Source organism: Streptomyces sp. NPDC107765, from assembly GCF_055657085.1.
Map to the genome: position 1 here is coordinate 49,483 of NZ_JBVKBL010000012.1, position 13,317 is coordinate 62,799.

Here is a 13,317-nt window from a genome sequence, read left to right on the forward strand (position 1 = left end):
CCATGGATCTTGGACTCACCGACCGGACGTACCTCGTCACCGGGGCGACCCGTGGCCTGGGTTTCGCCACCGCCCGTGCGCTCGTCGACGACGGCGCGAACGTCGTGATCAGCGGCCGCACCGAGGAGAGCGCCGCGCAGGCCGCCGCCTCACTGGGCGAACGCGCCCTGGGCGTGGCGGCCGACAACGCCGCCGCGGACACCCCGGCCCGCCTGGTGGCGGCCGCCCGCGAGCGCTTCGGCCGACTGGACGGCGTACTGATCAGCGTGGGCGGTCCGCCGCCGGGGTCGGCCGCGGACAACACCGACGAGCAGTGGCAGGCGGCCTTCGAATCGGTCTTCCTCGGCGCGGTGCGGCTGGCCCGGACGGCCGCCGCCGAGCTGGACGAGGGCGGCGTGATCGGCTTCGTGCTGTCCGGTTCGGTGTACGAGCCGATCGCCGGCCTGACCGTCTCCAACGGGCTGCGGCCCGGTCTGGCCGGTTTTGCGAAGTCGCTCGCCAATGAGGTGGGGCCGCGCGGCATCCGGGTCCTCGGGGTGCTGCCCGGCCGGATCGGCACCGACCGGATGACCCAGCTGGACGCGCTCTCCGGCGACCCGGAGGGCAGCCGGGCCCGTAACTCCGCGGCGATCCCGCTGGGCCGGTACGGCACGCCCGCGGAGTTCGGCCGGGTCGCGGCGTTCCTGCTGTCGCCGGCGGCGTCGTACGTGAGCGGGGTGATGGTGCCGGTCGACGGCGGGGCCCGGCACGGCTTCTGACGGGGCCGCGGGGCGGGCGGCGGCCCGCCCCGGCCCTCAAGTGACGCGTTCGGGGCGGTGCTTGACCTCGCGCAGCCGGACCTCGGCCGGCAGCCGGTCGAGCCCCGCCGAGCGCCGGGCGTGCGTCATCGCCTCGCCGGACAGCCGGCCGAGGACATGGCCGGGGTCGGCGTGCGGGGCGAGCGCGAGGACCGCCCGGACCCGGGGTTCGGTGCGGCGGCCGGTGAGCCGTACGGCGGCCCGGTCGACGCCGTCCAGGGCCTCCGTCTCGGCGGTGAGCACCGCCTCCAGCGCCCGCCCGCGCAGTTCGGCGCCCTCGCCGTCGCCGCTGTCGACGAGGATCTCGCCGAGCCGGTGGCGCCGGAACTGCGCCAGCAGCCACCACAGCAGGAGCAGCACGAGGACGGCCAGCGCGGCGATGACCACCGGCCACCACCAGCCCTGGTCCGTCCAGCGGGTGCGCTGCCGCGCGGGGAGCAGGACGTCGCCGGGGCGGGACCAGGGCCAGCCGGCCGGCAGCCCGAGGTGCCAGGTCGCGGGCAGGTCCAGCCCGCCGAGCAGCACCAGTCCGCCGGCACCGAACAGCACCACGCCGGTCAGGCCGAGCAGCACCCGGTTGGCTTTTCTGCGGGTCCGGCGCATCGCGCTCACCCCTTCTTCGGACGGCGGACGTGCACGGTCAGCCGCATCCGGTGGGCCAGGCCCAGCTGGTCGAGGCCGGCGCCGAGTGCGGCGTCGAGGTCGGCGCGGACCTCGTCGAGCTCGCGGAAGTGGGAGACCGCCCGGGCCTTGGTCCGGTGCCGGCCGACGGTCATCCGGACGGACTGGACACCGGCGACCTCCATGGCGCGGTCGCGCAGCACCAGCGCGGCGGCCGGCCGGTCGAGGCCGGCCCGGACGTCCGGGGCCACCGGCCGCATCGGCAGCATCCGGCGCAGACCGGGGGTGACGGCGAGCACGATCAGCCAGAGGCCCACCGCCGCGGCCAGCGCCGCGGCGGCCAGCACCCAGGTGTCGTCAAGGTGGCGGGTGGCCAGTTCGCCGGCCAGCCGCCGGCGCCAGGCCATCGCGGGGCGGTGCGCGCGGACCGCGGCCACGTCGTAGAGCAGCAGGCCCGCGGCGGCCAGCAGCACCAGCGCGACCAGGGCGGCCGGCACCCGGCGGGACGACCAGAAGCGGCCGGTGCGGCCGTCGTCCGCGGCGCCGGTGGCGGTCGCACCGGTGGCGGAACGGGGCGATCCGCCGGGCGGTTCCTCCAGGGTGGGCAGCCGCCGGGTCTCCGCCGGCTCCGCGTCGTCGTCGCTCATCGCACCCTCTCCCGGCCCCTGCCCTCCAGCAGCGGGGAGTGCAGCCGCTCGACCTCCACCGTGACTTCGGGGACCGTCATGTTCGCCAACTCCCCCACGCGCTCGGTCACTCGGCGGCGCACCACCCGGCACTGCGCCCCGATGTCCGAGGGGTAGCCCAGTTCCACCGCGATCCGTACCCGCGCCTCGCCGAGGTGCGCCAAGTCTTCGCGCCGGTGGACGCTCACCGTGGCGTGCGCGTCCGTGCGGTCCTGCGGGGACTGTGCGCGCAGTGCCTCGCGGGCGGCCCGGGCGGCGATCTTCGCCACCACCCGGTCCGCGATCCGTGTCGCGCCCCGCTCGCCCGCCGGTACGTCAGCGGCAGCGGTGGGCGGGGACGCCGTCGTCACCCCGGCTCACCGCCGCCGTTCGTCGCGGTCGCCGGTGCGCGCGCGGAAGAACTCGCGGGCCTGCACGTCCCCGTCGAGGATCCGGCCCGCCACGAACCCGACCGCGCCCAGCGCCGCCACCAGTACGAACGCGCCGAAGCCGCCGAAGTATCCGGCGAAGCCCAGCGCCATTCCGGCCAGAAGACCGGCCACGGCCATGCTCATCGTGCGCTCCTTCGCTGCCACTCCGGACGGGCCCGCTCACTGGAGCCGCGGCTCCGCTTCCTCTTCTTCGTCCGCTTCGTCGGGGAGCTTGACGTCGCTGACCGCGATGTTCACCTCGACGACCTCCAGGCCCGTCATCCGTTCCACCGCGGCGATGACGTTCTCCCGGACGCTGCGCGCGACGTCGGCGATGGCGACGCCGTAGTCGACCACGATCTCCAGGTCGAGCGCGGTCTGCACCTCGCCGACCTCGGCCTTCACCCCGCGGCTCGCGGTCGCCGCCCGGCCGCCGCCGGGCACCCGCTCACGTACCGCGCCGAGCGTGCGGGCCAGGCCGCTGCCCATGGCGTGCACGCCGACGACGTCCCGGGCCGCGAGGCCGGCGATCTTCTCCACCACGCCGTCGGCGATGGTGGTCCGCCCACGCGTCGCGGGGTCACCGCCGCCGCGCTTGACCGGCGTCCTGGGTCCGTCCTCTTGCTGACTCTCGGTCATCACCGTACGTCCCTTTCCGGGGAGAAGGGGATTTCTGTCCGCATTAGCTCCGGTTTCGGAGGTTTTCGTTCCCACAGTAGGTGGGGTCGCCCGCGGGCGCTTGGGGGATGCGGCAGCAGAGTGCTCCTGCCCACGCCGTTGGGCACACCGCCCTGCCGTGCGGGCCGGTCTGCGGCAGGCTGGGGGCGGGGGACCGAAAGGGGTGACACGGTGGCCGCTGAACAGGTGGCGCAGACGGTACGACAGCAGCTGGGGATCGGCCGGGTGCTGCCGTTGGGCGGGCCCGCGAACGGGTCCTGGATCACCGAGCAGGCCGCCGCCGGGGCGCTGCGGGCGGCGCTCGGCCCGCGGGCCGGGGTGCGGCTCGGCACCCTGCGGCTGTCCGTCGCCGACCCGGCGCACGCCCCTGACCCCGCGGTGCCGGCACCGCCGAGCGCCCTGCCGCCGGGCCCGCTGCGGATCAGCGCCGAGTTCGCCGCGGTCGCCGACCGGCCGCTGCCCGCCGTCGCCGACGAGGTGCGGGCGGCGCTGCTGGAGGCGTCGGTGCAGGGGCTGGGGCTGGTGGTGGCCGCGGTGGACCTGCGGGTGACCGGCCTGCTGGAGGAGGCCGGGGCGGGCCCGGCGGGGCCGGCGCTCACCACCGTCCGTCCCGAGAAGCCGCCCGTGACGGCCGAGCCGGCCGGGGCGGTCCCGGAGGGCCCGGAGGGCATCGCCGCCGCGGCGCTGGCGGTGTCCGGCGTGGCCCGGCTGGCGCCGGTGCTCGGCGGCCGGACCCGGGCGGTACGACGCACCGACGGACATGCGATGGTCCAGCTGGCCGTGGCGGCCGGCTACCGCCCGCTGGATGTCGCCGTCGCGGTACGGCAGGCGGTGGCGGCCCGGCCGGACGCCCCGGAGACGGTCGCGGTGCTGGTCACCGCGGTGGAGCGGGACTGAAGCGGCGACGGCCGCCGGCCGCACGCACACAGCCCGGCCGGCTGCCGTACGGCGGCCGGGCGGGCTGCGTCAGGAGGTACGCGCCGGCCTCGGTGCGCTAGTCGCCGATGCCCGCGAGGTCGCGCAGCCGGCGGGCCTGGGCGGCGCGTTCGGCGCGGCGCTGCTCCTCGTAGGTACGGCCCGCGGCGCCGGCCAGCAGGGCCTTGGTCTCGACGACGGCGTCGCGCGGCGCGGCGAGCAGTGCGGCGGCCAGGTCGGACACGGCGGCGTCGAGTTCGTCGCCGGGCACGACGAGGTTGGCCAGACCGATCCGCGCGGCCTCGTCGGCGTGCACGAACCGTCCGGTGGCGCAGATCTCCAGCGCCCGGGCGTAGCCGACCAGCCCGACGAGGGGGTGGGTTCCGGTCAGGTCCGGGACCAGCCCGAGGCTGGTCTCCCGCATGGCGAACTGGGCGTCCTGCGCGGCCACCCGCAGATCGCAGGCGAGCGCCAGCTGGAAGCCGGCGCCGATGGCGTGCCCCTGGACGACGGCGATGGACACCAGGTCGTTCCGCCGCCACCAGGTGAACGCTTCCTGGTACTCGGCGATCGTGTCGTCCAGGGTGTCGTCCGCACCGCGCGCCAGATCGATGAAGGACGGCTCGCCGTCGAAGCCTTCAGGCGTGAACGCCTGCCGGTCGAGGCCCGCGGAGAAGGACTGGCCCTCACCGCGCAGCACCGCGATCCGGACGTTCCCCGGCAGCAGTGAGCCCGCCTCGGCCAGTGCCCGCCACATGGCCGGCGACTGTGCATTGCGCTTGGCCGCGTTGGCGAGGGTCACCGTGGCGATGTCGCCGTCCACGGTGAGCCGCACACCGTCCTTGTCGAGCAGAGTCATGAGCGCCTCCGAGTCAGCCAGCCGCACGTGCGTGCGTAAGTGACTGAACGGTAACCTCCCGGCCGACTGATCGGCCGACCGGGGGGACACCGCTGTTCCGGAGACGCGGCTGTCAGACCGTGGCGGCCTTCTTGCCCCTTGTGGCTCCGCCGCGACCGCGCAGCACCACGCCGGATTCGGTGAGCATCCGGTGCACGAATCCGTAGGAGCGACCGGTTTCCTCGGCCAGCGCCCGGATGCTCGCACCGGAGTCGTACTTCTTCTTCAGGTCTGCCGCGAGCTTCTCGCGCGCGGCGCCGGTCACCCGGCTGCCCTTCTTCAGAGTCTCGGCCACCCGTGCCTCCTCGTGGGAAGTGCGCTCTGGACTCTCATGATCACCCCTCCCCGGCTTCCTGGCCACCCATTCCACAAGGTCTCTCCGACATCCTTTGCCGACGGAGACGCCTTTCCAGCGGGCGGAATGCGACATTCCGCTCATCCCGCGGGCCGGGCGGCCGCCGCTCGGGACGAGAAGTGGCAGGTCAGGTGGCGTACGGCCGAAAAGGGGCGGTCCGGGGCGGAGCGGACGGGACACCGCGCGCAGGCACGCCGGTGTACGAGCCGTTCTCACTCAGATGATGGATCACACGTCGGCCGAATGATCCATACGGCATGATCCCCCCGCCGTGAGCGCACCGCGGGAGGCCGCTACGCCCCGGCCCGGAGCCCTCCGGGCCGGGCGCCCGGATCAGGCCAGCGCGACCAGATCCGCGTAGTCCTGGCCCCACAGGTCCTCGACGCCGTCGGGCAGCAGGATGATCCGCTCCGGCTGGAGCGCGTCCACCGCGCCCTCGTCGTGCGTCACCAGGACCACCGCGCCCGCATAGGTGTGCAGCGCGCCGAGGATCTCCTCGCGGCTGGCCGGGTCGAGGTTGTTGGTGGGCTCGTCGAGCAGCAGCACATTGGCGGAGGAGACGACCAGCGTCGCCAGGGCGAGCCGGGTCTTCTCGCCGCCGGAGAGCACCCCGGCGGGCTTGTCGACGTCGTCGCCGGAGAAGAGGAAGGAGCCCAGCGTCTTGCGGATGGCGACCAGGTCCATGTCCGGGGCGGCCGAGCGCATGTTCTCCAGGACCGTGCGGTCCGGGTCCAGGGTCTCGTGCTCCTGGGCGTAGTAGCCGAGCTTGAGGCCGTGGCCCGGGCGGACCTCGCCGGTGTCGGGCTGCTCGACGCCGGCCAGCAGTCGCAGCAGGGTGGTCTTGCCCGCGCCGTTCAGGCCCAGGATGACGACCCGGGAGCCCTTGTCGATGGCGAGGTCGACGTCGGTGAAGATCTCCAGGGAGCCGTAGGACTTCGACAGGCCCTCGGCGGTGAGCGGGGTCTTGCCGCACGGCGCCGGGTCCGGGAAGCGCAGCTTGGCGACCTTGTCGGAGACCCGCACCTCGTCCAGGCCCGAGAGCAGCTTCTCGGCGCGCCGGGCCATGTTCTGCGCGGCGACGGTCTTGGTGGCCTTGGCCCGCATCTTGTCGGCCTGGGAGTTGAGCGCGGCGGCCTTCTTCTCGGCGTTGGCCCGCTCGCGCTTGCGGCGCTTCTCGTCGGCCTCGCGCTGCTGCTGGTAGAGCTTCCAGCCCATGTTGTAGATGTCGATGTGGGACCGGTTGGCGTCCAGGTAGAACACCTTGTTCACGACGGTCTCGACCAGGTCGACGTCGTGCGAGATGACGATGAAGCCGCCGCGGTAGGTCTTGAGGTAGTCGCGCAGCCAGACGATCGAGTCGGCGTCGAGGTGGTTGGTCGGCTCGTCGAGCAGCAGGGTGTCGGAGTCCGAGAAGAGGATCCGGGCCAGCTCGACGCGGCGCCGCTGGCCGCCGGAGAGGGTGTGCAGCGGCTGGGCGAGGATGCGGTCGGGCAGGCCGAGGCTGGCGGCGATGGTCGCGGCCTCCGCCTCGGCGGCGTACCCGCCCTTGGTCAGGAACTCGGTCTCCAGGCGCTCGTACTTCTTCATCGCCTTTTCGCGGGTGGCGCCCTTGCCGTTGGCCATCCGGTCCTCGTTCTCGCGCATCTTGCGCAGCACGGTGTCAAGATCGCGGGCGGACAGGATGCGGTCGCGGGCGAGGACGTCCAGGTCGCCGGTGCGCGGGTCCTGCGGCAGATAGCCGACCTCTCCCGAGCGGGTGACCGTGCCGGCGGCGGGGATGCCCTCCCCCGCCAGCACCTTGGTGAGGGTGGTCTTACCGGCGCCGTTACGGCCGACCAGGCCGATCCGGTCGCCCTTGGCGATGCGGAAGGAGGCGGACTCGATGAGGACGCGGGCGCCGGCGCGCAGCTCGATGCCGGAAGCGGTGATCACGGGAAAAACTCCAGGGCAGGAAGACGGCGGATTGGACGGACGGTCCGAGAGCGGGCTGCGCCGTCTAATGAACCCAGAGGAGAACTGCCATGGGAGGCAGTCTAACGGGGCGGTGCAAGTAGTTTTCCCGGCCGGCGGGCGGGGCGCGGGGGCCGGCCGGCGGCCCGGGACCGCAGGCCACGCCGTGCGCTGCGACAGCGTGCGCGGAGCGCGGGCGGGCGTTGTCGGTCCCCGGTGAAAGACTGTGATCCGGGACACATGAAGCCGCCTGAGGAAAGGACCGTGATCACGATGCCAGGGACCCCGACGATGTATCCGACGGTGCTCTACCAGGACGCCCAGGCCGCCATCGCCCAGCTGACCCGGGCGTTCGGCTTCACCGTCGGCGCGAAGTACGAGACCGAGGACGGCCTGGTGCTGCATGCCGAACTCTCCTACGGCAACGGCACGGTGATGCTGGGTTCGAAGGGGCGCGGCGGGGTCTTCGCCGAGGCGATGGAGGAGGCCGGGCCGGTCGGCGTCTACGTCCGCGTCGAGGACACCGACGCCCACTACCGGCGGGCCGAGCGGTCGGACGTGGAGATCCTGCTGCCGCCCACCGACATGGAGTACGGCTCGCGGGAGTACCTCGCCCGGGACGCCGAGGGCAACGTCTGGAGCTTCGGCACCTACACCCCGGCCGTGGCCGCCGCCGGTGCCGGGCCATGACCCCCGGCCCGGGCCCGGCGCCGGCCGTCGGCGGTCAGGCCCCGCCGGTGTGCACCTGGAACGCCGCCCGGCGCACGGCCTTGGCGAGGGCCGGGTCGGGGTGGGCCGCGGCCAGCGCGACCAGCACCTGGACGGTGCGGGGATGACCGACGGCACGGACCTCTTCGAGGAGGCGGGGCACCGAGCCCTGGACCGCCGAGTCGAGGTGGCGCACCAGCAGCTGGGTCTCCCCGTGGTCGGCGACCGCCGCGGCGGTGTCCACCCACAGCCAGGTCGACTCCTCGCGGGTGAGCACGTCCGGCGCGGTCTCCGGGTCGCCGCCCTCGTGCTCGACGAGCCACAGCAGGGCGTACGGACGCAGCACGGGCTCCTCGGCGGCGGCGCGTACGGCCTGCTCGGCGGGGGCGCCGACGGCCCGCAGCGCCTCGAAGGCCAGGCCGCGCAGCAGCGCGTCCTCGCCGCGGGCCACGGTCAGCAGTTCCTCGACGGCCGCGCCGACGGAGCGGGCGGCGAGCCAGGCGCGGTACTCGGCGCGGGCCGGTCCCGGGGTCAGCCGGGCGCAGCCGCGCAGCATCGCCTCCGCGGACTGCTCGATGTTGCCGGCCGGGCTCTGCGCGGCGACGCAGATCTGCTCCAGCTTGACCCACACCGACCAGTTGCCCAGCGGGGTGAGCTGCGCCTCGGCCGCGTCCGGCGCGCCCCGGTGGACGCCGTCCCGGGCGCCGTGGTGGGGCACCAGCGCGCCGACGGTCAGCAGGGCGTCCAGCGCCCAGTCCAGGAGTTCGGCCAGCGACGCCCCCGCGGAGTCGTCGGCCGGATCGGGCGCCGGGTGCGGGGCGCCGGGCGCCTGCGGGACGTGCGCGGTGTCCGGGGCGTCCTGGCCGTAGGGGACCTCGCAGCGTTCCGTGCGGAGTTCGGTGACCCGCTGTTCGAGCATGTCCAGCAGGACCGGCAGGCGTACCGGGCCGGCGGACAGGTGCAGCAGGGAGAGCAGTTGCGGCAGTGCCTCGACGACCTCGGCGACGATCGCGGGGGCGGCACCGGCCGGGGCGGGGCGGGCCAGCGACCAGGCGTCGAAGAGCGCGACCCAGCCGCGCAGCACGGCGGTGTCGTCGCGGTCCCAGGCGCGCAGCCGCCAGCCGGGGCGGACCAGGCCGTCGTGCAGCTCGACGAGTCCGGCGAGCCGGGCCAGGTCCCAGTCGGTGCGCACCTGCTGCGGCGTCAGGGCCAGCGCGTCCGCGGCGCGTTCCACCACCGCCGCCGGCAGTGCGCCGTCCGGGCCGGTCCGCAGACCGCCGCCGGTGCCGCCGGCCGCGCCGGAGCCGTCGGCCCAGCGGGCGAGCCGGGCCGCGCCGGCCAGCACGGCGCGGGCCTGGCGGGCCAGTTCCGCGGGCGGCGGGGTGCCCTCGGGCGGGCGGGGCGCCGGGCGCTTGGCCCGGGTTGTCACCGCCCGGCGGGCGGCCGCAACCGGTTGACGGGGGACGAGTCGGAGCCGGGAGTCGCGCGGAGTACGGGACGTCACAGGAGCAGTGTTGCCGCTGACGGCCCGAAAGCCCAATCGGAACCCGGCTTGCGATCCGGTGGGGCGCCGTCATCGCGCCGACGCATCCCGGATGGGGGGAGTTGTCCCTGCGTATGCCGTGGCGTCACCGCGCCGGCCGGGCCGGGGCCGGGGGCACCGGACGCGGCGCCCGGGCCGCCGCGCGGGGCGTCACATGAGGGGGGTGAGGAAGCGGCGCAGCGCCTCCTCGTAGCCGGCCGGGTCGGCGTTCCACATCGCGGCGTGCGGGGCGTGCGGGACGGCGTGCAGGGTGACCAGGTCGGGGCGGCGGGCGGCGAAGGCGCGGGAGGCCGCCCAGGGGGCGATCCGGTCGTCGGGGCCGTGGAAGATCAGCGTGGGCGCGTTGAGCGCGGCCGGGTCCGCGGCGTCGGCGGGCCGGTGGACGGGCATCCCGGTGACGCCCTCGGCGGCCCGGACGACGAGCGGCAGCAGGGCGCGCGGGACCCCCCGGGCGGCGGCCAGCGCGCGGACGGTGGTGTGCCGGTCCAGGACCGGCGAGTCCAGGATCAGTCCGCTGATGCGGTCGCGGAGCGCGGAGTGGGTGGCGGCGCGCAGGGCCATGGTGGCGCCGACGGACCAGCCGTGGAGGACGACGTCGCGGGCGCCGTAGCGGACGGCGTAGCGGATCGCCGCGTCCAGGTCGCGCCATTCGCTGTCGCCGAGGTGGTTGATGCCGTCGGTGGTGCGCGGGGCGCCCGGGTCGTTGCGGTAGGCCAGGTCGAGGACGGGCAGCCGGTGGCGGTGCAGGAACGGCATGACCACCATGGGGTGTTCGCGGGTGGTGCCCAGACCGTGCACGGTGATGACCCAGGTGTCGCGTACGCCGGGGACGAACCAGGCGGGGAGCGGCCCGAGTTCGCCGGGGACGTCGACGTCGGCGCAGTCGAGGCCGAGGGCGTCGCGGGGGTTGCCGCTGTGCACCTGCGGGGTGAGCCGCATCCGCATGCCGGGCCGCAGGGTGCCGTGGGTGACCCGCTCCAGGCGGCGGACGACGGCGTCGGCGGGGTGCGGGGCGCCGCGGACGACGGAGCCGACCTCCGCGTGGCAGCCGGCGCCGGTCAGGCCGTAGGTGCCGGGCCGCAGGGACGCGAAGCTGCGGGTGAGGGCGATCCGCTCGCCCCCGGCGGAGTGCACGGTGAGCCGGGAGTCCCCCGGGAGGGGGTGGTCGGGCGAGGGTTTCAGGGCAATGTCGCCGGCGTACCGGCCGACCGCCACGGCGGTCGCCCCGGCACCGGCCACGGTGAGGACGGCCACGGCCGCCGCGGTAACCGGACGCACCCCCTCAGTGTGGGCGGCGGCGCCGGGTGCGGCCACTCGGCCACGTCGCCGGGGTGACCGGCGGGACGGCGGCCGCCCGGCGGGGCGGGCCGCCGTCCCGGGTGCGGTCGGGCTGTGGGTGCGGTCAGCCGCGGGCGCCGTTGGGCTGGCCGTAGCCGCTCAGGCGGGTGCCGGCCGCGTCGAGCTGGCCGGCGGACAGCACGGCCGGCGTGCGGCCGGGCACGGAGTGGGCGAGCAGCCAGACCCGGGACATCCACTCCAGCTGGGCGGTGCGGTCCAGGGCCTGGTCGAGGCTGTCGCCGTAGGTGAGGGTGCCGTGGTTCTGGAGCAGGCAGCCGGTGCGGTCGCGGAGCGCCTCCAGCATGTGGTCGGCGAGCTCGTCGCTGCCGTAGAGCGCGTAGGGGGCGACGCGGACGGGGCCGCCGAGCGCCGCGGCCATGTAGTGGACCGGCGGGAGTTCGGGGACGAGGGTGGAGACGGCGGTGGCGTGCGGGGCGTGGGTGTGGACGACGGCGGCGGCCGGGGTGCTGCGGTAGACCGCCAGGTGCATCGGGAGCTCGCTGGTCGGCCGGAGGCTGCCGATGATCTGCCGCCCTTCGAGGTCGACGGCGGTGGTGTCGCGGGGGCCGAGCCGGTCGTAGGGAACGCCGCTGGGGGTGACCAGGATCAGGTCCTTCAGGCGGCACGAGACGTTGCCCGAGGTGCCGACGACCAGGCCGTCGGCGACGGTTCTGCGGGCGGTGTCGACCAGGTCGCTCCAGGCGGCGGCGAGCGGGTCGGGACGGTCCTTCATGGGGTCCTCCGGCGCGGTGCGGCGAGTGCGGATGCAGTGCGCGCCACCGTACGAGCAGGCCGGGGAAGGGTACGCCGGGGGCCCGCCGGGCCGGTATCCGCCATATGGGGATACCTGATGGGTCGAGGTGGTTTGGCCGGGAATCGACCGTCTTGGGCGACTGCTCCGTTACCTTCGCCTTGTCATGCACGTCACGACCGACTGCGGACCGGCGTAGCGCAGGGAGTTCACCGACGGGTGAGACGAAAGTGACAGGGGAGGCGCCTCCGCGTGAACAGTGCGGGGGCGTCATCATCGCGCCCGGCCCAGTTCACCTTCCGTTCACCCACCCTCCGTACGTTCCGAGCGACACTGACCTTCGAACTGATTGCCTGGGTGAATGGAACACATCACGCTTCTCATCGGGATCGTGATCGTCACGGCCTTGGTGTTCGACTTTACGAACGGCTTCCACGACACGGCCAACGCAATGGCCACCACCATTTCCACCGGGGCATTGCGACCCAAGACCGCGGTGGCGATGTCGGCAGTGCTCAATCTTGTCGGCGCGTTCCTCTCCGTCGAGGTGGCCAAGACCATCTCCGGCGGCATCATCGACGAAGCCTCCGGCATCCGACCGGAGGTGATCTTCGCCGGCCTGGTCGGCGCGATCATCTGGAACCTGGTCACCTGGCTCGCGGGCCTGCCCTCCAGTTCCTCCCACGCACTCTTCGGCGGCCTCATCGGCGCCACCCTGGTGTCCGTCGGCACCCACGGCGTGCACGGCGAGGCCGTGGTGATGAAGGTCCTGATCCCGGCGGTGGCCGCCCCGTTCGTCGCGGGCCTGGCCTCGATGGCGGCGACCCGGCTCACCTACCGCCTGGCCCGCGGCCGCGACGAGGCCGACACCGCCAAGGGCTACCGCGCCGGGCAGATCGCCTCGGCCGCCCTGGTCTCCCTCGCCCACGGCACGAACGACGCCCAGAAGACCATGGGCGTGATCACCCTCGCGCTGATCACCGGCGGGGTCGTCGCCCCGCACGCCGACCCGCCGCTGTGGGTCATCGCCTCGGCCGGCCTGGCCATCGCGCTCGGCACGTACCTGGGCGGCTGGCGGATCATCCGCACGATGGGCAAGGGCATCACCGACATCCAGCCGCCGCAGGGCTTCGCCGCCCAGACCGGCGCCGCGGCCACCATCCTGGCCTCCTCCCACCTCGGCTTCGCGCTCTCCACCACCCAGGTCTGCTCCGGCTCCGTGATGGGCTCGGGCCTCGGCCGCAAGGGCGGCGTGGTGCGCTGGTCCACGGCCGGCCGGATGGTCGCCGCCTGGGCCCTGACGCTGCCGGCCGCCGGCGCGGTCGCCGCGGGCGCCGCGTTCCTGGCCGGTCAGGGCAGCTGGGGCGTGGGCGCGGTGGCGGTCCTCGCACTGGGCGTCTGCGGTGCCATCTGGGCCGCCTCCCGGCGCAAGCCGATCGACCACACCAACGTCAACGAGGGCCCGGCCGCCGAACCGGTGGGCGTGGTGACCGCCGCGCTGCGCGCCGTCTCCCCTCCCCCGGCCGGCCACCCGGTCCCGCCGGCCGACGCCCCGGCCGACGCCGCGGTGCCGGCTCAGGCCGCCGCCACCGACACCCCGACCACCCACGCCCCGCGCGCCCAGGCCGCGACGGTCACCCGCTAACGGCTCTCACCCAAGGAACCCC

At 74.8% G+C, this 13,317-nt stretch carries 15 protein-coding genes; 4 read left to right on the forward strand and 11 right to left on the reverse strand.

Translation table 11 applies throughout. The features are described 5' to 3' along the window. Positions 1–2: 2 nt before the first annotated feature. A complete protein-coding gene (locus tag ACZ7MX_RS26780) occupies positions 3–758 on the forward strand; it encodes an SDR family oxidoreductase (protein ID WP_472135795.1) in 756 nt (251 codons plus the stop codon). A 36-nt stretch (positions 759–794) separates the two neighbouring features. Here the strand turns inward: ACZ7MX_RS26780 and amaP are convergent, their stop codons facing one another. Genes amaP through ACZ7MX_RS26805 form a run of 5 tightly spaced genes read right to left on the reverse strand, consistent with a single transcriptional unit; the run spans position 795 to position 3,153 of the window. Then, positions 795–1,400, reverse strand: a complete 606-nt coding sequence (gene amaP, locus ACZ7MX_RS26785; protein WP_472135998.1) for an alkaline shock response membrane anchor protein AmaP — start codon at positions 1,398–1,400, stop codon at positions 795–797. A 5-nt stretch (positions 1,401–1,405) separates the two neighbouring features. Next, entirely contained in the window at positions 1,406–2,065 is a 660-nt protein-coding gene (locus tag ACZ7MX_RS26790; RefSeq protein ID WP_472135796.1) for a DUF6286 domain-containing protein, read from the reverse strand. Next, positions 2,062–2,454: a hypothetical protein gene (locus ACZ7MX_RS26795; RefSeq protein ID WP_472135797.1), complete on the reverse strand. Its 393-nt coding sequence runs from the start codon at positions 2,452–2,454 to the stop codon at positions 2,062–2,064. The genes ACZ7MX_RS26790 and ACZ7MX_RS26795 overlap by 4 nt, the downstream gene beginning before the upstream one ends. Positions 2,455–2,460: 6 nt before the next feature. Continuing rightward, positions 2,461–2,658, reverse strand: coding sequence for a hypothetical protein (locus tag ACZ7MX_RS26800; protein ID WP_472135798.1), 198 nt, complete (start codon positions 2,656–2,658; stop codon positions 2,461–2,463). A 36-nt stretch (positions 2,659–2,694) separates the two neighbouring features. Further along, positions 2,695–3,153 carry an Asp23/Gls24 family envelope stress response protein gene (locus tag ACZ7MX_RS26805; RefSeq protein ID WP_265363248.1) on the reverse strand — a complete coding sequence of 153 codons (459 nt, stop codon included), beginning with the start codon at positions 3,151–3,153 and terminating at the stop codon, positions 2,695–2,697. Between the two features lie 210 nt (positions 3,154–3,363). Between ACZ7MX_RS26805 and ACZ7MX_RS26810 the strand changes: the two genes are divergently transcribed. Beyond that, positions 3,364–4,089, forward strand: coding sequence for a hypothetical protein (locus ACZ7MX_RS26810; protein WP_472135799.1), 726 nt, complete (start codon positions 3,364–3,366; stop codon positions 4,087–4,089). A 97-nt stretch (positions 4,090–4,186) separates the two neighbouring features. Here the strand turns inward: ACZ7MX_RS26810 and ACZ7MX_RS26815 are convergent, their stop codons facing one another. From ACZ7MX_RS26815 to ACZ7MX_RS26825, 3 genes are all read right to left on the reverse strand, one after another. Further along, on the reverse strand, positions 4,187–4,966 hold the full coding sequence (locus ACZ7MX_RS26815; RefSeq protein ID WP_472135800.1) for an enoyl-CoA hydratase/isomerase family protein: 780 nt from the start codon (positions 4,964–4,966) through the stop codon (positions 4,187–4,189). A gap of 112 nt (positions 4,967–5,078) precedes the next feature. Further along, positions 5,079–5,300 (reverse strand): helix-turn-helix domain-containing protein, encoded by a 222-nt coding sequence (locus tag ACZ7MX_RS26820; RefSeq protein WP_030411710.1) that lies wholly within the window; start codon positions 5,298–5,300, stop codon positions 5,079–5,081. Positions 5,301–5,693: 393 nt separating this feature from the next. Further along, entirely contained in the window at positions 5,694–7,292 is a 1,599-nt protein-coding gene (locus ACZ7MX_RS26825) for an ABC-F family ATP-binding cassette domain-containing protein (RefSeq protein ID WP_472135801.1), read from the reverse strand. 291 nt (positions 7,293–7,583) lie between these two features. Here ACZ7MX_RS26825 and ACZ7MX_RS26830 point away from each other — a divergent pair, with 291 nt between their 5' ends. After that, the gene (locus tag ACZ7MX_RS26830; RefSeq protein ID WP_472135999.1) at positions 7,584–8,000 is read left to right on the forward strand and encodes a VOC family protein; all 417 of its coding nucleotides are present in this window, start codon (positions 7,584–7,586) and stop codon (positions 7,998–8,000) included. A gap of 34 nt (positions 8,001–8,034) precedes the next feature. On the opposite strand, the gene ACZ7MX_RS26835 is transcribed toward ACZ7MX_RS26830, so the two are convergent. The 3 genes from ACZ7MX_RS26835 to ACZ7MX_RS26845 form a co-directional block, all read right to left on the reverse strand. Continuing rightward, positions 8,035–9,522: a hypothetical protein gene (locus tag ACZ7MX_RS26835; protein WP_472135802.1), complete on the reverse strand. Its 1,488-nt coding sequence runs from the start codon at positions 9,520–9,522 to the stop codon at positions 8,035–8,037. 189 nt (positions 9,523–9,711) lie between these two features. Next, a complete protein-coding gene (locus ACZ7MX_RS26840; RefSeq protein WP_472135803.1) occupies positions 9,712–10,839 on the reverse strand; it encodes an alpha/beta hydrolase in 1,128 nt (375 codons plus the stop codon). Between the two features lie 124 nt (positions 10,840–10,963). Continuing rightward, positions 10,964–11,632: a class II aldolase/adducin family protein gene (locus ACZ7MX_RS26845; RefSeq protein ID WP_472135804.1), complete on the reverse strand. Its 669-nt coding sequence runs from the start codon at positions 11,630–11,632 to the stop codon at positions 10,964–10,966. A 379-nt stretch (positions 11,633–12,011) separates the two neighbouring features. Between ACZ7MX_RS26845 and ACZ7MX_RS26850 the strand changes: the two genes are divergently transcribed. Then, positions 12,012–13,295 carry an inorganic phosphate transporter gene (locus ACZ7MX_RS26850; RefSeq protein ID WP_472135805.1) on the forward strand — a complete coding sequence of 428 codons (1,284 nt, stop codon included), beginning with the start codon at positions 12,012–12,014 and terminating at the stop codon, positions 13,293–13,295. Positions 13,296–13,317: the final 22 nt, after the last annotated feature.